Here is a 17,784-nt window from a genome sequence, read left to right on the forward strand (position 1 = left end):
CGACGAGCGAGTGATCGGCATTCTAACGACAGGCCGGAAGCCGATATTTCCTCAATGCGACAACAATTTACAGAAGCACCGAGAAAGCGGTTCCAGCACATTGACAGCCTCTTGATTTTATGCAGAGGCAAAAGATATTAAACCTGTTAACGCTGCAAGTTGCGGGCCTATTATTCGCAAACCCTTCTAGCACGGCAAGTGTAGCGTTGGATCTAATTTTTCAGGGCGTCTAAGACGCGGGTTTTCGGGGCAACGGCGTAGCACTTTGCCTCATGTTTGGGCGTGGGGTTACACATTTGCTAGGTTCGGTAACATTCAGAAACTTCCTACAACACAATCCGATATTTATTGGCCTTGTGTAAGTCGCGCCACTGAATGACCAATCTTGGAATGCAATCAAAATGTGGGAGCGGGCTTGCTCGCGAAGGCGGTGTGTCAGTGGGTGATGTGCTGGCTGACACGCCGCCTTCGCGAGCAAGCCCGCTCCCACAGGGGTTATAGGTCGCCTGTCCGATCGCACAAAAAAGCCCCACCCGGCCTACGCCGGATGGGGCTTTGTCCCACAAACCGCCTTACGCGACGTTCATGGTCTTGTGCGTTTCGATCAGATGCGCCACCACACTCGGATCCGCCAGGGTGGAGATATCGCCCAACCCGTCGTATTCAGCGGTGGCAATCTTGCGCAGGATCCGGCGCATGATTTTCCCCGAACGGGTCTTCGGCAAGCCCGGTGCCCACTGGATCACATCCGGTGAAGCAATCGGCCCGATCTCTTTACGCACCCAGTTTTTCAACTCCAGGCGCAACGCTTCATTCGGCTCTTCGCCGTTTTTCAGCGTGACATACACATAGATGCCCTGGCCCTTGATGTCATGAGGCACCCCCACCACCGCCGCTTCCGCGACTTTCGGGTGCGCAACCATGGCGCTCTCAATCTCGGCGGTGCCCATGCGGTGGCCGGAGACGTTCAGCACGTCATCCACCCGCCCGGTGATCCAGTAGTAGCCATCCTCGTCACGGCGCGCACCGTCACCGGTGAAGTACATGCCACGGAAGGTCTTGAAGTAGGTGTCCACAAACCGGTCATGGTCGCCATACAGCGTACGTGCCTGGCCCGGCCACGAATCCAGGATCACCAGGTTACCCTCGGCTACGCCTTCAATCAGGTTGCCGAGGTTATCCACCAGCGCCGGTACCACGCCAAAGAATGGGCGCGCCGCCGAACCCGGCTTGAGGGCATGGGCGCCCGGCAGCGGGCTCATCATGTTGCCGCCGGTCTCGGTCTGCCACCAGGTATCGACGATCGGGCAACGGGATTGGCCGACGTTCTTGTAGTACCAGTCCCACGCTTCCGGGTTAATCGGCTCACCCACCGAACCCAGCAGGCGCAAGCTGCTGCCATCGGCGCCTTCGCAGGCGGCGGTGCCGGAGGCCATCATGGCGCGGATCGCGGTCGGTGCGGTGTAGAGGATGTTCACTTTGTGCTTGTCGACGATCTTCGCCACCCGGGTGATGTCCGGATAGTTCGGCACGCCTTCGAACATCAGCGTGGTCGCGCCGTTGGCCAGTGGGCCATAGACGATATAGGTGTGGCCGGTGACCCAGCCGACGTCGGCGGTGCACCAGTAGATTTCGCCCGGACGGTAGTCAAACACGCGCTCGTGGGTCAGGGCTGCGTACAACAGGTAGCCGCCGGTGGTGTGCTGCACGCCCTTCGGCTTGCCGGTGGAGCCAGAGGTGTAAAGGATGAACAGCGCTTCTTCGGCGCCCATCTCTTTCGGCGCACACACGGTGCCCGCCACTTTCATCAGGTCTTCGTACCAGATGTCGCGATGCTGGTTCCACTTGATGTTGCCACCGGTGCGCTTGCACACGATGACTTTCTGGATGCTGCTGGTTTCCGGGTTGGTCAGGGCGTCGTCGACGTTGGCCTTCAGGGAAATCTTCTTGCCGGCACGAATGCCTTCGTCGGCGGTGATCACCACCTTGGATTTGCAGTCGATGATCCGACCGGCCAGGGCCTCTGGCGAGAACCCGCCAAACACCACCGAGTGAATCGCACCGATCCGGGCACAGGCCAGCATGGCGACCGCGGCTTCGGGAATCATCGGCATATAGATAGTCACCACGTCGCCGCGGTGCACATCCTGGCCGCGCAGGGCGTTGGCGAACTTGCAGACTTCTTCATGCAGCTCGCGGTAGGTGATGGTGCGGCTTTCGGCAGGGTCGTCGCCCTCCCAGATGATTGCTGGCTGGTCGCCACGCTCGGCGAGGTGGCGGTCCAGGCAGTTGTAGGAAACGTTGAGGGTGCCGTCGGCAAACCATTTGATGTCGACATGGTGATCGTCGAAGGAGGTCTGCTTCACCGTGGTGAAAGGCTTGATCCAGTCAAGGCGCTTGGCTTGCTCGCGCCAGAAACCGTCGGGGTTGACCACCGACTGCTGGTACATGGCCTTGTAGGTCGCCTCATCGGTCAGCGTATTGGCTGCTACTTCGGGGCGAACGGGGTACAGAGAAGCCGCACTCATCTTTCTTACCTCGGTGACATAGTTGTTGTTGTATGGCCCTGTTGTAGCCGGGCCGGACCTATAGAACCATTCGACGATGGTAGTAACAAGCCCCTACAAATTGCCCACCTATCCCCTGGCAGCGCTCTGGCCCGCGGCCCGTGGCGCTTTGCAGGTTTCTGAAAAAACCTTCATTTCGGGATTGTTACAAAAACCACCAATAGTGTTTATCAAAAGCACGGGTATATGAATATAACTCGGACGCCTAAAATCAACCTCGCCATCAAGGCACTGTGATTAACAACGTAACAGCCCCCACGAAGGCAACGTTAATCCGAACTTCCCAATCAAGTTACACACGTGGCCTCACAAGGGCCCCGTGACCCCTTTCGACCGCCAAAAGGTAAATAGTCAAATGAAAGCGTTATTAGTTATGGCCCTTAGCAGCTTGTGCGCCACCGCCGCCCTGGCCGACGAAGCCCCGACTGACGTAGCCAGCCAGAGCACCCCGATTGTTGAGGATTACACTTACAGCACCCATCTGGACGTCGCCAAAGTAGTGTCCATGAGTGAAGTCCCGGATGTATGCCAAGTAGTACCGGTAAAGATGGAATATGAAGACTCACAAGGTCAGCGTCATATTCTTCAATATCAGGTCATGGGTAACGGTTGCTCTAACGGATAATAACTTCGTTAGTTTGAACTGAACCTGATCTTATTCGCCGCAAGAAATCGTTCTTGCGGCAAAGAGCCGGCTTATCCCCTACCGCTTGAATCGAATGCTACGATTGTGGCGCCGCCACCTCACCTGCAAGGCAGGATGCATTCATGCGAGCCAGTTTCGAAAAAATCCCCACCGAGGCGAACACCTCTTGGACCCTGCTGAACAGGCGTCTACCGGAAGCGATTCCGTTTGAATGGCATCACCATCCCGAATACGAACTGACCCTGACCCTCAACAGCCGCGGGCACCGCTATATCAGCAACGATGTGGCGCTGTACGATGACGGCGACCTGGTGCTGGTGGGCCCGAACGTGCCCCATAGCTGGTCTTCCGCCGAGCTGATCGACCCCGCCAAACCGCACATTGCCCTGGTCATCTGGTTTTCCGAGGCCTGGGCGGACTCGCTGGTGCAACTGTTTCCGGAGATGGGGTCGACGCGCGCGCTATTGGCTGCTGCGCGACAGGCGTTGAGTTTCAGTGATGCTACGTCCCGGGCGCTGCGCCCGGTGATCGAAGCCATGGTCGAGCAAGACGCTTCCCAGCGACTGATCTCGTTGCTTACCGTGCTCAACACATTGTCCCGGGATATCGCCGCGCAGCGCATCGCGACGGAAAACGCCGCCCCTCACATCGTTGAAGACGCGCGCATCCGCCGCGTCCTGGACTACCTGCACGGCCACTATGCGCAACCTGTCGGCATTCCCGAGCTGGCGCAAATGGCCTGCGTCAGCGTTTCAGCCTTCCATCGCATGTTCCGCAAACACACACGCTGCACGGCGCTGGACTACATCGTCCGGCTACGCATCGGACATGCCTGCGCTTTATTGATGCAGGGCAACCTGGCGGTCAGCGCGATTTCCGAACAGGTCGGCTATGCCTCCCAGGCGTTGTTCAATCGGCAGTTCAAGGCGCACAAGGGCATGACGCCGTCACAGTTTCGGCTTCAACACGGGCATCACTTTCAATAAGCCGATTCTTCTATACGCCTTACAACAAACGCCACAATCGTACTGCTCAACGCGCCAAATCAGGCTGCCGCCCAGGCGGGCCGGGGTGATTCCATACCTGTATGCACACAACAAGACAGGTCACCCCATGAGCAACTACCACGCCTTCGAATGCGCCGAGCTGCCGGACGACTACAAGCGCAGCATCGTCGCGATGAAAAAGGCCCTGCGCGCGCAGATCGGCGATGTGCCTACGCTGTTCGCCGAGGTCAGCGAGTTCATCAGTACTGAAATCGCCTCGATCAAGGCACAGCAGTCCGCCTGGCCCGAGCTTGACTTTGAAACCATCGCCAACGGCCAGGTCACCGAAGCACAACGGGCAATCATCAAGCGCAGGGGCTGCCTGGTGATCCGCAACCACTTCCCCAGGGAACAAGTGCTGGGGTGGGACAAGAGCCTGCTGGACTACCTCGACCACAACCATTTCGACGAGGTGTATCGCGGCCCGGCCGACAATTTCTTCGGTAACCTCGAAGCCTCGCGCCCGGAGATATTCCCGATCTATTGGTCCGACGCCCAGATGCAACTGCGCCAACACGAGCGCATGGGCGCCGCGCAGTCGTTCCTGAATCGCCTGTGGACCTACGATTCCCAAGGCCGGCAATGGTTCGACCCAGACATCAATGCGCTATACCCCGACCGCGTCCGCCGCCGCCCACCGGGCACCAGCTCCAAAGGGCTTGGCCCGCACACCGACTCGGGCGCCCTGGAACGCTGGCTGCACCCCGCCTACCTCAAGGTGTTCGACAAGATCTACCGCAACGACTTCAAGTCCTACGACCCCTGGGACGCCGCCCATCGCACCGAAGTCGATGAATACGCCTACAAGGACACGGTGAAATGCTCGGCCTTCCGCACCTTCCAGGGCTGGACCGCACTGTGCGACATGCAGGCCGACCAGGGCGTGCTGCATACCTTGCCGATCCCCAAGGCCATGGCCTACATGCTGCTGCGCCCGCTGCTGGACGATGTCCCCGAAGATGAGCTGTGCGGCGTTGCGCCGGGCAAGGTGCTGCCAGTTTCAGAGAAATGGCACCCGCTGCTGGTCCAGGGCATGACCCCGATTCCGGACGTGCAGGCCGGCGATTCGGTGTGGTGGCACTGCGACGTGATCCACAGCGTCGCCCCCGTCGAAAATCAACAGGGCTGGGGCAACGTGATGTACGTGCCCGCCGCGCCCATGTGCCCGAAAAACCTGCGGTACGCCAAGGATGTGCTCAGGGCGTTCGAGCAAGGGGCCTCACCGGATGATTTCGCCCGGGAGGACTACGAGAAAGAGTGGAAAGACCGCTTCATGACGCCGCAACTGAACACCCTCGGCCGCAAAGGGCTGGGGCTGGAATAAGCACCGCTCCCCAAAACAACAAAAAGGGTTATCCCACATGAAAATCCCCCATCGCCTTGCCGTTGCCATCTCCCTCGCCAGCCTTTGCACGTTCGCCGCTCACGCAGCCGACAGCAAAGGCACTGTTGAAGTCGTCCACTACTGGACCTCGGGCGGGGAAGCCAAGTCTGTACAGGTGCTGCAACAACTGATCGAGAAAGACGGCTTCATCTGGCAAAACAGTGCCGTGGCCGGCGGCGGTGGCGCTGCTGCCATGACCGTCCTCAAGAGCCGCGCCGTCTCCGGCAACCCGCCCTCTGCCGCGCAGATCAAAGCTCCGGACATTCAGGAGTGGGGCAAGCTGGGCCTGCTGACCAGCGTCGACAACGTCGCCAAGGCCAATCACTGGGACAGCCTGCTGCCCGAAAGCATTGCGCAACTGATGAAGTTCGACGACCACTACGTCGCCGTACCGCTCAACATCCACCGCATCAACTGGTTATGGATCAACCCCGAGGTGCTCAAGAAAGCCGGCGTGTCCAAAGCCCCGGCCACCCTGGAAGAACTCTACGCCGCCGGCGACAAACTCAAGGCCGCCGGCTTCATCGCCATCGCCCACGGCGGCCAACCCTGGCAGGACACCACCGTATTTGAAGGCCTGGTGCTCAGCATCCTGGGCGCCGATGGCTTCCAGAAAGCCTTTATCGACAACGACGAAGCCACCTTCACCGGCCCCAAAATGACCGAAGTCTTCGTCGCGCTGCGCAAGCTGAAGACCTACATGGACCCCAACGGCGCAGGCCAGGACTGGAACATGGAAACCGCCAAAGTCATCAATGGCCAGGCCGGCATGCAAATCATGGGGGACTGGGCCAAGAGTGAGTGGACCGCGGCGGGTAAAAAAGCCGGGGCCGATTATGAATGCGTGCCCTTCCCCGGCTCACAAGGCATTTATAGCTACACCATCGACTCACTGGCCATGTTCAAACCGTCCAGTAAAAATGATACGCCGGGCAACAACGCGGCTCGCGACGACCTGGCCAAGATCGCCCTGGAGCCGCAATTCCAGAGCGTGTTCAACCAGAACAAAGGCTCCATCCCGGTGATCAAGGGCCTGGACATGAGCCAGTTCGACAGCTGTGCCCAGGCTTCCGCCAAGGACTTCGCCGAAGCCGAGAACGCCGGCACGCTGGAGCCGAGCATGGCCTTCAACATGTCCACGTCCCAGGCGGTGCAAGGGGCGGTGTTTGATGTGGTCAGCAACTTCATGAGCAATAAAGACGCGGACCCCGCCAAGGCTGGCAAGCAGATGTTTGCCAGCATCAAAGCCGCAGCCCAGTAACCCCCCGCGACCCGTTCTTGCGCCAAACGGCGCAAGAACTTCCAGACCGAATCTGCCCCAGTTCGGCGCGCTGAAACAAACGCCTACCGCCCGTCAAAAAAATCCAAGCCAGGCAAAGCCTTGTAAACCCGGACCTTGGCTGCAAACACCACCATTTTGGCCGCTCACCGAGACCATCCGCCGCAACACAAAGTCGAATTTTTCCCTATAATGCGCGGGTAAATCGGGCCTGCAATATCCCTTTACACTGGGACGAAGAGCCAGACCTGAGGCCCCCGCTGGAGCCAGTAAGCATTGCTCCGCCCCTCAAGCCTCAAGCAGAACACCCGTAACCCTGATTCCGTTTAATGCGTGCGTTAGCTGCAACAAACGATTCCTTAAGATCCACCGCGGCCTTTGGGCCGTGTGAACACCCCACCATCCGGTTTCACACGGGCACCTTAGAGCCCTCACGCAGGAGACGACACGTCATGCTGAGCTGGGACGAATTCGACAAAGAAGAAGACGGCGAAGTAGTTGCCAAAGGCGCCAACGCCGGCCACGCCACCGAAGCCAACATGGACCGCCTCGACGGTGCCGGCGCTGCTGCCGCCATCGAAGCCCGCGCCGTCACCGCCAATGACTCCGCCGCGATCATCCGGGCCAAGGCCGCCCTCGACAAACTCGACGTCGCCGAAGGCCTAGCCGAACTCGAAGGCTCCGCCGCCCGCGTCGCCGTTGACGAAAAGCGCATGATCAACTGCCGCGCCGACCTCAACCAACTCGTACCTTTCAAGTACGACTGGGCCTGGCAGAAATACCTCGACGGCTGCGCCAACCACTGGATGCCGCAAGAGGTCAACATGACCGCCGACATCGCCCTGTGGAAAAATCCGGAAGGCCTGACCGACGACGAACGTCGCATCGTGATGCGCAACCTCGGCTTCTTCTCCACTGCGGATTCGTTGGTCGCCAACAACCTGGTACTGGCCGTGTACCGCCTGATCACCAACCCGGAGTGCCGCCAGTACATCCTGCGCCAGGCCTTCGAAGAAGCGATCCACACCCACGCCTACCAGTACTGCATCGAATCGCTGGCCATGGATGAAGGCGAGATCTTCAACATGTACCACGAGATTCCATCGGTCGCCAAAAAGGCTGCCTGGGGCTTGAAGTACACCCGTTCGATCTCCGATCCGAAGTTCGAAACCGGTACCGTTGAGACTGACAAAGAGCTGCTGCGCAACCTGGTGGCCTACTACTGCGTACTGGAAGGCATCTTCTTCTACTGCGGCTTTACCCAGATTTTGTCCATGGGCCGTCGCAACAAAATGACCGGCGTGGCCGAGCAGTTCCAGTACATCCTGCGGGATGAGTCGATGCACCTGAACTTCGGTATCGATGTGATCAACCAGATCAAAATCGAAAACCCGCACCTGTGGGATGCCGAGATGAAGGAAGAAGCGACCCAGATGATCCTGCAAGGGACTCAGCTGGAGATCGAATACGCGCGTGACACCATGCCGCGTGGGGTGTTGGGCATGAATGCGGCGATGATGGAGGACTACCTCAAGTTCATCGCTAACCGTCGTCTGTCGCAGATTGGATTGAAGGAAGAGTATCCAGGCACCACCAACCCGTTCCCGTGGATGAGCGAGATCATGGACTTGAAGAAAGAGAAGAATTTCTTTGAGACTCGTGTGATCGAGTATCAGACTGGTGGTGCGCTGAGCTGGGATTAACCCAACAGTTTAGCCGCAAATCTCTCGCGCAAAGCGTAGAGTACAAAATCAGAGGCCCTGACAGATTCAGGGCCTTTTTTTTAAAATCAAAATCAATCGATATAAAATCTCTGTCATCTACGACCTCCAGCCGAAAGCTCTTTCAGAAGCGCAACTGCCGCGCTTTTGCCTGTCTGAGAAAGTTGATACCTAATAACTTTATCAACCTTCACAACTTTAAAATTCACACTAAATTTTTGATTAAAATAACGACTCACATTATTTTTATTTACCAAAACCACTACACCATCAGCTTTTACTCTCAGACAAAGCAAGCTAGCAGTGATGGAACGCGCAATCTCTGAAGTTGTAAGTGGGGTTCTACCAGACTGCTCCTCTAACAACAATGAAATAAGTATTACTTTCTCAAGCGAAAGATAAGCACTCACTCCATCTAACGTATGCCTAACATTATCTATATGTGACTCAGAAGGAACAAACCGTCTGATCATACTCCGCAAGTATCTAAACAACGTGCTGTCGTTCTCAACCACGACTGATATTTTTTTTATACCCAACAGCCCCATACTATTCTGAACAGCATTTCTCTCAATAAATTCATCAATATCGCCAGCTACATCTGATCGGGCTCTAGCCTTGTTACGCAAAAACCGCACATCTACCGGCGCATCAATATAAACAAGCTTAATGTCCTGTCGATTTAATCGACCTTGTAAGACTTTTATTTCTTCAGAGCTGCGAAATCCCGTCACAACAAATCGATAAGGCTGCGTTTTGAGAATATAGTCTGCCACTTGATTCGCAATAATCCCAGGATCAGAGACCAACGTTTCTTTAGCAAAAATATGAATATCTAAAGAGCTATCTAATCCATGACGTTCATGAAATACTTTTTTCATGAAATCACTTGCCTCTATGTGCAAATAGCCAAATTTTTTAGATATAAAGAAAGCAAGTACAGTTTTACCGGAACATGTGGGCCCACAAAATATGAAGTCAGACGAGGGGAACAATTCAATCTGCGAGTACGGCACCTGCTGTGGTACGACCTCAGTTCTTCTAACAACTTTTTTACTCTCTAAAAACTCCAGCATCTGGTCTAAAGCTTTTTTACGAAAATCGTGCTTCAAAGCCACTTCAATAGGTAATCGGCTGATCACATCAACCTCACCATCTGGAACAAACCACTTGTTAAATGTTTTATTATCCAACCATGGATATAGAGAATTAACTTCAAAAGACTCTTCAACCTCCGTTATACACCCCTCACTTTTGCCGGTAAAGACTTTGTATATTGCCCCCTCATTTTTATCTCGCAAAGCAGGAGGAAGATACAAAACCAAATCAGAGCGAACGGAAACATGACGATTATTTTTTCTCCGCTTAAGCTGCTTATCTACACTTTCAAAGTCATTATCACGCATCCAGTATTTAATATCGACGCCTGGATACTCTCTTCCTCGGCTTAAAGCCTCAATTACAACCGAAGTATCCTCAAGAAAAAAAATTCTATTCTGATGATCAGATGGAATAAAAAAATTTTCTACGCTTGTACTCAGGTCAATTGGAAGAGTAATTGTATCAGACTCATCCTTAAACGCAGCTTTTCTAGCGAGGCGCTGATTAGCACTAGTTAAACTAAGCTCGAGCAACTTCTGCCTATCGTATATTCGAGGCTCTATATAAGGTTTTCCATAATCAGGAGGAGGCATAAGCTCGACATCGTAGTCCCTAAGCAAATATGAAAAATGTGATATTTTCACCTTGCTAGAAGTCAGAAATATGATTTTAAACATAAGAAACTACTCGCCCGACATTGTTAGGCCTGACAATTTTTAATTGCCAATCACCAGGAACATCTAGACTTAGAAGCTCCTCCAACTTACTTCCAGTAAAATACAACGCAGGTCCAAAACTAGACAAACCGATAGATATAGCCCCATGCGCCTCCAACCACCGCCTTGCATCATTAGTAGCGCCAGACTGTTCTGCCCACTCAAGGCTTTTCCATTTCAATACCTGAGTATTACGAATAGCGTCTGAAAAGCACTCATAGTCACCTTCTAAAACAGCCGATGCGACTCCCATAACCGCATGATAACAAGCAGCTTCAACATCACGGACCGCAACAGGCGTATTTTTTAAGAAAAACTCCTCTTCATCTTTCCCTGACATCTCTTTACTACTAGGAGACTGCAACACCCCTATATCCCAAGCAGGCATCGGCGCTTTAATAATTACTTTTGGAGATGAAAAACTCAGTGAAGCTCTGCTCGCCGACGGACCGAAAACCAAGTCCTTGTCAGTAACACCAACGTCTAAAACGAACCCTCCAGAAAAATACGTATTTATACCTATTCCTGATGTACCTCCGCGCCTGGATAATTTAATTAGATCCAACGGTTCATATTTCCGACCATTTGCTAACATTAGGGCCTCGGCCAGAGCCAGTTTAGTGGTTGTACCAACACCTAGCCCTGAGTGCGGTCTTGGCCCAGCGCAAATCACAACATCAACCTTGTTCTGCAACCCCAAGTCTAAATACAAGGTATCCAAGTAAACGCTGAGCTTTCCAAGCTCCTCCGAGCACAAACTTGAGTCTCTCTGATCAACAACCTTATTGCTGCCTTTTTTGAAACACTTAAAAACTGTATCCCATCCATCTATGGCAAACCCTAACCCCCCATTTCGCCTATACCCTTCATAGCCCATAGATAATAAATTCATATGAATTCTAGATGGAGCGACAATGATAAAATCACTCATACCGCTCATCCGATCTTGCCCACAGGCTATCGAAGTTCTGAATATATGGCTCTACAAAACTCCCAAACTTATCAAACACAATTGCAGGCGTATCCTTACTACTTTTATCCGGAAATATTGGCCCTATAATACATTTACTCCCGCTACTAAACATACTATGAGAGGCCGGCGAGTCAAAATACCTAATGGAAAAACTCCCGGAAAACCTTTCCGAAAGCTTATCAGCAGTAACCAATGTCTTATTCTTAAAGTCGCTTGCTTGAGTTACATTTAATCTTGAAATTTTTGGCAGAAGTATTTCTACAACAACGCCATTATCTAGAGCATGTATTAGATCCTGCGACTTCTCCTCATTAAAGTTTGCAAAATCACCAAGCATCCGATTAGAGGTTACGCCTAAAACTTGGATCTTAGAATTTTTCTTCGCACTCCTTATCAATCCTCTATAAAATTCTCTATCAGTACGATCTTCAAGAAAATCCAATACTCCATGCTTTCTAAATTTTGCCATTTGCATTTGCTGATACATTTGCAACCCAAACTGCACAAAGGCGACAAAAAAAGCAGCTGCCAACCCTCCGACAAAAGCAGAAAGTTTTGGATCAGCGAGCGGATCTGAACTGTAATGAACCCAAGTAAATAATAAAAACAAAACCAAGAACGCGATCAATACCAGCCAGTGAACATTAACTTTCAACCAACGATTCCCTTCGTCCATAACTATGGTCTCCCAATGATTAACAACTCTTTTTTTGTTTTCGAAGATAGAGCATGAGACAGCGACTTGTTATGTACAACACACACGGAGAAAGCTTTATTAAAAAAATCTTCTAGCTCAGAAAGCGATGGATGCGCACCCTCAACGTAAGACAACACCACAATAGAATTTTTGTGCTGCAGAATTAAGTCAAACAAATTCTCTTTAAAGCTTGATTTTGTATTCCATCGGTCTATCTCCTCAACCCTCCTAAATACTCGAGACGGTTTCTCCCAATCTATCTTTTCTGCCCACGACTGAGGACTCGCAAGCCCCTCAAGAAAATGATAACGCTCCAAGTAACTAATATCTTTTCGCATTGTAGGTACATAGGGTGGATCGAGATAAACCAAATCATAACCAGGAGTCAAACTAAGAGCATCTGCGCTATCCAATATGACTGGCTCGAAACGAGAAGCCCATCTTGTACTTCTAAGCTCTTTAGCTGCTCGCAGCATCAGTTCCGTAAAGCTGCGCTCCCAAGTTGCCCAGTTACCAAACTTCGTATCCTTATTGTTATTCAAGCGTATATATAAGTTTTTGCGATGAAAAAGATTAAAAGGTCTTTTCTGAATACAAGCTTGCTGCAAACAATAAAAAATTTCGGCGTATTCTAAAGTACCTCTCTTCCCTTCAAGTGAATTTATCGCTCCGTCCAGCCACTCGTTCTCTTCTCTGGTATAAAATACATCCTTGAAATTTTCTGTTATAAATCCATTACAAGGAATAACACCAGAGCAAAAATCACTTATGATATTTTCAATATTATCAGCACTTTGATTTGAAAGTAGAGCCCGAGCCTGCAAGCTACTTGACAATAGAATATCGTTATAGAAAACCTTTTTCCCTAGTGACTTGAACAGCAATGAAACTGTCGAAGTACCACCAAACACATCAAGAACGCTTTCAAACTCTAAATCAGCTACGGCAGACGAAATCCAGCTTAAAAGTCTCTTTTTACTGCCATAGTATCGAGTTGTAGGAAAGAAAAATTCCTGCTCCACTTCGCCGGGATTTTTTTTTGTATATTTCTGCTCAGTGGCAATTTGATTATTCTCTTCAAACATTCTTAAATTTTCACTAATTCGCTAGATGCCGACAATTTTACATCATGACGGCATTTACCATCGATATCGCATATTACTCATACCAAAGCAAAATGCCATCACATGATTGACTTTTCTATGCCCACTTTTCGCTCTCAGCATTTGTGCCATCCGCTTGACCTTCCCCCATGAGGCCCATACGCTAGCTGTTGGTGCCTAAGAAACACCTCACACAGCGGACTGACCGCACCCGACAGTAGCGGCTTTTTTGTGCCTACGGTTTCCCCGTGGGCATCGAAAATCTCTGTTATGCCGGGAGTGGGCTAATACAAGACCCGAAAGGGGAATATGTCCGGCCCTCTGTGTGGGGTTTCTTAACTCCCGGCACCCAGCCCTAAGAAAGCTGACATCACACAGAGGTAATGGAAATGCCTAGAATTTTCACCTTCCTCGCGAAGGCTATCTACTACGTAAGCGCCACCCTCCAAGCGCCTCCGATCAAGGAGGTGGGCCATGCATGATCCTTTCGCTCCTGCTGTCTTCATTCGTCAAAACCTCTCTCTGCACGCCCTCCTTCTTGAAAACCAACCATGGTTCTGCGCTCGCGATCTTGGGCGTTTGATGGGGTGGTATCTAGATGAGCGAACGACTCGCAAGCTCGATGAAGATCAACGAAAAACCATAAAACTACTGTTCCACGGTCAGCCGGAAGAAATGCTGATGATCAGCGAGTCCGGTGCTTACGCTTTGCTGGTCTATCACTACACTCCGGGGAATCGCCTACTGCGTAGCTGGCTTACTCATGAAGTCGTTCCGACTTTGCGCGACGACCGCCAACCAAGAACGGTGGAGCGGCCTCTGTTGAGCATGTTGGATTGGCCTGATATGTCGTTAAATCTGCTGCACTGGCAAGATGAGGGCTGGATACGGCTTCGGGACATGCCGCATATGTTGGTGAATCCCACCTACCGAAAGGCGTCAGCAAGGACTCCGTGGTGGCGGAAGTTCACTCAGGCGCTCCGAATGAGGCAGCGAACTTCCTGATATTGGCGACACCAGAATCCCAGTGAGCCGTAGGAAATTTCATAGACGTAATAATGGCCACTCAGTATCGTCCGAGGGTTTTCTACCCTCGGCAGCTGTATGGACACACAAAAAGGCAATATCGGATGGACCGATGAGGAGCTTGAAGCTTCCGTCGACGCTTATCTAAAAATGTTAAAGCTGGAGAATGCTGGCCAGCCGTTTAAAAAGTCAGCGGAGCACGCTCTTTTGTTAGCCGGTGCTCTGAGCGCTCGTTCCAAAGCGTCGGTCGACTACCGTATGCGCAATATTTCTGCCGTGTTTGAGACGCTGAATCAAAAGTCGATTACTGGCTACACCGCTGCACACAATGTCGGCTCAAGAATAGTTTCTCGTATTCGTCGAATACTCGCAGAGCGGGGAATCGTTGAATCTGAAGACAATGCCCCAACGTTTGATGAAGAGACACTTGAGCGGCGCGCGGCAAAGCTTCAAAGCAAACCCATCAAGACTGAACCTGAAGGCATCGCTGTGCCGCAACAGGTCAGCACCACCAGCACATCCTACGTACGCGATCCGGTGGTGCGGGCGTGGATACGTCAGCAGGCGGAAGGCAAATGCGAAGGTTGCGGCTTGGATGCCCCGTTTAAGCTAGACAACGGCGAGCCATTTCTTGAAGTGCATCATGTCAAGCACCTTGCCCAGAAGGGTTCGGATCGCATCACCAATGCTGTAGCCTTGTGCCCCAACTGCCATCAGCGGTGTCACCGGTCGAGCGACCGGGATGTTTTCACCAAAGGGCTTTACTCCAAAATCATTAGATTGATACCGGAGTAAACTCCTGCTGTCAGAGCAGATGCACCTTCCAAAAAATAGTAGATAGGACCGAGACCCGCCCGTGAACCCAGACATGCTCGAATCCGGCCCCTTGGATGCCAAAGTACTCTCCGTCTTTGACTTCGACGGCACCCTGACCCACCACGACAGCTTCGTGCCGTTCCTGAAGTTCGCCTTTGGTAAAGGCGAGTTCGTGCGCAGGATGGTGAAGCTGGCGGTGCCTGGCGCGCAGTTTCTGTTGCGCGTCATCAGCCGTGATGAGCTCAAGGCGCAGTTGATCCGCACCTTTATGACCGGCGTGGATAAGGCGTGGGTTCAGCAGAAAGCGGAAGCGTATTGCCAGGCCTATTGGAACAAGTTGATGCGGCCAACCGGGCTGCAATCGGTGGCCGATGAGGTGAAGTCCGGGGCGGTGGTGACGCTGTGTTCGGCGTCGCCGGCGTTGGTGTTGCAGCCGTTTGCGGATCGGCTTGGGATCCGGTTGATCGGCACTGAGCTTGAGGTGGTTGACGGGGTATTGACGGGCAAGCTCACAGGGAATAATTGCCGGTGTGAGAATAAGGTGCTTCGGCTTGAGGCGGTTTATGGGGATCTGGGGGAGTATCGGCTCAGGGCCTGGGGTGATACGCGCGGGGATCGGGAGTTGTTGGCGGCGGCGCAGGATGCGCATTTTCGGCATTTTCATGCGAAGAAGAAACGAATCAAGCAACGCTGAATCGCCTGGACGACCTATCTGTGTGCGCTGGATTGACTGCCGTAGGCGGCGATCCAGTTTTCCACGATCAAGCCATTCACTCGCTTGAACTCACCTTCGTTGTTAGTCACCAAGACCAATCCTGAGCTTCTGGCGTGGCCCGCGATGTGCAGGTCATTTACGCCGATTGGAGTGCCCTTCTTTTCGAGATCGGAGCGGATCGAGCCGTAGTGAAAAGCGGCCTTGTCATCGTAGTGAATGACGTCAAGCCGGGAGATGAAGTCCTCCACCGCCCGAGTATTTCTCTCAACAAACTGGCTTTTTTCGGCCCCGTGCATCAATTCCGCAAGGGTGATCGAAGAGATCACCATACGACCTACATTCGCATTGAATTTTTCCAGTATTTCCATAGGCCGACGCTTGATGATGTAGATCACGATGTTCGTATCAAGCATGTACTTAATCATCAAAGGACTCTCGCTCTTGCTGGATTTGGTCGGCGCGCTCCTCCATAAAATCATCAGATACCGATTCGCTTGCAAGGAAAAAGCTGTCCCAAGTGTTTTCAACCGGCGAAATAATCAGTTCGCGCCCCACGGCACGCACCTCTACAGTTTTCACCCCAGCGGGAAAACGCATGTCAGCAGGGATGCGGATATTTTGTGTACGGTTATTGGTGAAGATCGTTCCAGTAGACATAAGGAACACCTCTCAAGGCATGGGAAGACAGGTAAGAATGATAGTTTGCAGATGCTCTATTGCATAGCTCTATAGCAGCTACCCGACAAGCGTAGCCGAACAGGTAGCTGTTGGTGGCGGCGCAGGAAGCGCATTTTCATGCGAAGAAGAAGTTGGGCAAGTTGCGGCGGTGATGCGGGTGGATAGGGTCTGCGGGTAGACCGAGTTGATCCCATCGCAGCCTCGCTGGGGCTCGACAGCTCCCACAGGGGGTCTCTGTATGTCCTCAGGGTTGGATGAGCGGATTAGATTGGCGCTTTCAGATCCACGCCCAATGCCGTTGCGAAGGCTTTGACCAGCGGGCTTCGTGGGGCGTTGTGGCGCAGGATAAGGTTGAACGCTGTGCTCAGGTGGATCTGCTCCGGGCATAACACGCGCAGGCGCCCTTCCTTCACCAGCGGCGCGGCGTAGTGTTCCGGGAGGAAGCCCAGGAAGCGGCCGGTGAGAATGAGGATGGCCACGGCTTCTACCTGGGAGGCTGAGGCGGACTGGCTGTCGTAGCTGACGAAGTTGGCCTTGTCGCTATGGATCGCGTAACGATGGTTGACCACTTCATGCTGGCGCAACACATCTGCGTTGATGTCACTCGCTTCAAACAGCGGATGCCCGACGGCGCAGTACGCGTGGGACTTTTCTTCGTATAGCGGGAAATAATCGAATTCTTCCCGTCGCTGGTACACCGGGACGATGCCGACAATCAGCCGCCCTTCCACCACGCCCCGTTCAACTTCGTCCAGTTGCGAGGCATGTAGACGTAATCTTATTTTTGGCGACTCTGTATGTAATCTTCCCAGCGCGTTAATCAATGGTGAATTAACGTCGGAGACGGTGTTATCAATAACGCCCACACTAAGGTCGCCGATCAGTTCATTCTGCGCCGAACTAAGCTTGTCTCTGAAACTGTCTACCGAGGCAAATAATTCAATGGACGCTTGATAGACTAATTTGCCTTCTTCGGTCAGGCCAAACCCTTCCCGCCCTCGCGTACACAGGCGCATGCCGATGCGAATTTCCAGGTCGGAAATCTGCTTGCTGATCGCCGCCAGGCCCACATTCAGCTCGTTCTGCGCCGCGCTGAAGCCGCCCGCTTCGACCACAGCCTTGAACACCCGCAGCAATTTGAAGTCCAGGCCGCTGAGTTGCAGGGGCGGTCTTGTGCCGGGTTTTGGCGGTATGTTTCCAGAATTGGAAAGTGGGGTTTCCATAATACGTGTTGACCTCAAGTGCCATATTCAACAGGCTTTGACCTACTCCATGAACATCGCCGGGCGGCAATAATGAACATACTTAACCGCCCT

General features: G+C 52.8%; 16 protein-coding genes. 8 read left to right on the forward strand and 8 right to left on the reverse strand.

The genetic code is table 11. The features are described 5' to 3' along the window. Window positions 1–572: 572 nt before the first annotated feature. Window positions 573–2,528 (reverse strand): acetate--CoA ligase, encoded by a 1,956-nt coding sequence (gene acs / locus AC3WKX_RS14040; RefSeq protein WP_003214346.1) that lies wholly within the window; start codon window positions 2,526–2,528, stop codon window positions 573–575. A 394-nt stretch (window positions 2,529–2,922) separates the two neighbouring features. Here acs and AC3WKX_RS14045 point away from each other — a divergent pair, with 394 nt between their 5' ends. From AC3WKX_RS14045 to AC3WKX_RS14065, 5 genes are all read left to right on the forward strand, one after another. After that, window positions 2,923–3,192: a DUF2790 domain-containing protein gene (locus AC3WKX_RS14045; protein WP_003214348.1), complete on the forward strand. Its 270-nt coding sequence runs from the start codon at window positions 2,923–2,925 to the stop codon at window positions 3,190–3,192. A 143-nt stretch (window positions 3,193–3,335) separates the two neighbouring features. Further along, window positions 3,336–4,199, forward strand: a complete 864-nt coding sequence (locus AC3WKX_RS14050; protein ID WP_003214350.1) for a helix-turn-helix domain-containing protein — start codon at window positions 3,336–3,338, stop codon at window positions 4,197–4,199. Between the two features lie 127 nt (window positions 4,200–4,326). After that, on the forward strand, window positions 4,327–5,583 hold the full coding sequence (locus tag AC3WKX_RS14055; protein ID WP_003214353.1) for a DUF1479 domain-containing protein: 1,257 nt from the start codon (window positions 4,327–4,329) through the stop codon (window positions 5,581–5,583). Between the two features lie 37 nt (window positions 5,584–5,620). Then, a complete protein-coding gene (locus AC3WKX_RS14060; RefSeq protein WP_003214355.1) occupies window positions 5,621–6,904 on the forward strand; it encodes an ABC transporter substrate-binding protein in 1,284 nt (427 codons plus the stop codon). 470 nt (window positions 6,905–7,374) lie between these two features. After that, window positions 7,375–8,625, forward strand: coding sequence for a ribonucleotide-diphosphate reductase subunit beta (locus AC3WKX_RS14065; protein WP_102651166.1), 1,251 nt, complete (start codon window positions 7,375–7,377; stop codon window positions 8,623–8,625). Window positions 8,626–8,738: 113 nt separating this feature from the next. Here AC3WKX_RS14065 and AC3WKX_RS14070 read toward each other — a convergent pair whose 3' ends face one another. Genes AC3WKX_RS14070 through AC3WKX_RS14085 form a run of 4 tightly spaced genes read right to left on the reverse strand, consistent with a single transcriptional unit; the run spans window position 8,739 to window position 13,215 of the window. Continuing rightward, window positions 8,739–10,421 (reverse strand): non-canonical purine NTP pyrophosphatase, encoded by a 1,683-nt coding sequence (locus AC3WKX_RS14070; protein WP_146014439.1) that lies wholly within the window; start codon window positions 10,419–10,421, stop codon window positions 8,739–8,741. Then, window positions 10,414–11,391 (reverse strand): beta-ribofuranosylaminobenzene 5'-phosphate synthase family protein, encoded by a 978-nt coding sequence (locus AC3WKX_RS14075; RefSeq protein WP_158244090.1) that lies wholly within the window; start codon window positions 11,389–11,391, stop codon window positions 10,414–10,416. Before AC3WKX_RS14075 ends, AC3WKX_RS14070 begins: the two co-directional genes overlap by 8 nt. After that, window positions 11,384–12,109, reverse strand: a complete 726-nt coding sequence (locus tag AC3WKX_RS14080; protein WP_102605188.1) for a hypothetical protein — start codon at window positions 12,107–12,109, stop codon at window positions 11,384–11,386. Before AC3WKX_RS14080 ends, AC3WKX_RS14075 begins: the two co-directional genes overlap by 8 nt. Before the next feature lie 2 nt (window positions 12,110–12,111). After that, window positions 12,112–13,215 carry a DNA adenine methylase gene (locus AC3WKX_RS14085; RefSeq protein WP_102605189.1) on the reverse strand — a complete coding sequence of 368 codons (1,104 nt, stop codon included), beginning with the start codon at window positions 13,213–13,215 and terminating at the stop codon, window positions 12,112–12,114. 492 nt (window positions 13,216–13,707) lie between these two features. Between AC3WKX_RS14085 and AC3WKX_RS14090 the strand changes: the two genes are divergently transcribed. The 3 genes from AC3WKX_RS14090 (at window position 13,708) to AC3WKX_RS14100 (ending at window position 15,769) form a co-directional block, all read left to right on the forward strand. Beyond that, a complete protein-coding gene (locus AC3WKX_RS14090; RefSeq protein WP_102605190.1) occupies window positions 13,708–14,238 on the forward strand; it encodes a BRO-N domain-containing protein in 531 nt (176 codons plus the stop codon). Window positions 14,239–14,337: 99 nt separating this feature from the next. Next, window positions 14,338–15,054, forward strand: a complete 717-nt coding sequence (locus tag AC3WKX_RS14095; protein WP_102605191.1) for an HNH endonuclease — start codon at window positions 14,338–14,340, stop codon at window positions 15,052–15,054. A 73-nt stretch (window positions 15,055–15,127) separates the two neighbouring features. Further along, a complete protein-coding gene (locus AC3WKX_RS14100) occupies window positions 15,128–15,769 on the forward strand; it encodes an HAD-IB family hydrolase (protein WP_003211514.1) in 642 nt (213 codons plus the stop codon). Window positions 15,770–15,783: 14 nt separating this feature from the next. On the opposite strand, the gene vapC is transcribed toward AC3WKX_RS14100, so the two are convergent. The 3 genes from vapC to AC3WKX_RS14115 all read right to left on the reverse strand — a co-directional run bounded on the left by vapC (window position 15,784) and on the right by AC3WKX_RS14115 (window position 17,691). Then, the gene (gene vapC / locus AC3WKX_RS14105) at window positions 15,784–16,215 is read right to left on the reverse strand and encodes a type II toxin-antitoxin system tRNA(fMet)-specific endonuclease VapC (RefSeq protein ID WP_003211512.1); all 432 of its coding nucleotides are present in this window, start codon (window positions 16,213–16,215) and stop codon (window positions 15,784–15,786) included. Next, complete coding sequence (gene vapB / locus AC3WKX_RS14110) at window positions 16,208–16,447, reverse strand: type II toxin-antitoxin system VapB family antitoxin (protein ID WP_003211510.1); 240 nt, start codon at window positions 16,445–16,447, stop codon at window positions 16,208–16,210. Before vapB ends, vapC begins: the two co-directional genes overlap by 8 nt. 284 nt (window positions 16,448–16,731) lie before the next feature. Beyond that, window positions 16,732–17,691, reverse strand: a complete 960-nt coding sequence (locus tag AC3WKX_RS14115; protein ID WP_087693116.1) for a LysR family transcriptional regulator — start codon at window positions 17,689–17,691, stop codon at window positions 16,732–16,734. Between the last annotated feature and the right edge of the window lie 93 nt (window positions 17,692–17,784).

This window comes from Pseudomonas sp. GP01-A4, from assembly GCF_058780865.1.

What these genes read in the sequence shown, in the direction of transcription:
- AC3WKX_RS14065 (WP_102651166.1), top strand. Translation starts at nt 7,375, where the DNA reads ATGCTGAGCTGGGACGAATTCGACAAAGAAGAAGACGGCGAAGTAGTT.
- vapC (WP_003211512.1), bottom strand. Translation starts at nt 16,215, where the DNA reads ATGATTAAGTACATGCTTGATACGAACATCGTGATCTACATCATCAAG.
- AC3WKX_RS14090 (WP_102605190.1), top strand. Translation starts at nt 13,708, where the DNA reads ATGCATGATCCTTTCGCTCCTGCTGTCTTCATTCGTCAAAACCTCTCT.
- AC3WKX_RS14085 (WP_102605189.1), bottom strand. Translation starts at nt 13,215, where the DNA reads ATGTTTGAAGAGAATAATCAAATTGCCACTGAGCAGAAATATACAAAA.
- AC3WKX_RS14115 (WP_087693116.1), bottom strand. Translation starts at nt 17,691, where the DNA reads ATGGAAACCCCACTTTCCAATTCTGGAAACATACCGCCAAAACCCGGC.
- AC3WKX_RS14055 (WP_003214353.1), top strand. Translation starts at nt 4,327, where the DNA reads ATGAGCAACTACCACGCCTTCGAATGCGCCGAGCTGCCGGACGACTAC.
- AC3WKX_RS14060 (WP_003214355.1), top strand. Translation starts at nt 5,621, where the DNA reads ATGAAAATCCCCCATCGCCTTGCCGTTGCCATCTCCCTCGCCAGCCTT.
- AC3WKX_RS14075 (WP_158244090.1), bottom strand. Translation starts at nt 11,391, where the DNA reads ATGAGTGATTTTATCATTGTCGCTCCATCTAGAATTCATATGAATTTA.
- vapB (WP_003211510.1), bottom strand. Translation starts at nt 16,447, where the DNA reads ATGTCTACTGGAACGATCTTCACCAATAACCGTACACAAAATATCCGC.
- AC3WKX_RS14080 (WP_102605188.1), bottom strand. Translation starts at nt 12,109, where the DNA reads ATGGACGAAGGGAATCGTTGGTTGAAAGTTAATGTTCACTGGCTGGTA.
- AC3WKX_RS14100 (WP_003211514.1), top strand. Translation starts at nt 15,128, where the DNA reads ATGCTCGAATCCGGCCCCTTGGATGCCAAAGTACTCTCCGTCTTTGAC.
- AC3WKX_RS14095 (WP_102605191.1), top strand. Translation starts at nt 14,338, where the DNA reads ATGGACACACAAAAAGGCAATATCGGATGGACCGATGAGGAGCTTGAA.
- acs (WP_003214346.1), bottom strand. Translation starts at nt 2,528, where the DNA reads ATGAGTGCGGCTTCTCTGTACCCCGTTCGCCCCGAAGTAGCAGCCAAT.
- AC3WKX_RS14045 (WP_003214348.1), top strand. Translation starts at nt 2,923, where the DNA reads ATGAAAGCGTTATTAGTTATGGCCCTTAGCAGCTTGTGCGCCACCGCC.
- AC3WKX_RS14050 (WP_003214350.1), top strand. Translation starts at nt 3,336, where the DNA reads ATGCGAGCCAGTTTCGAAAAAATCCCCACCGAGGCGAACACCTCTTGG.
- AC3WKX_RS14070 (WP_146014439.1), bottom strand. Translation starts at nt 10,421, where the DNA reads ATGTTTAAAATCATATTTCTGACTTCTAGCAAGGTGAAAATATCACAT.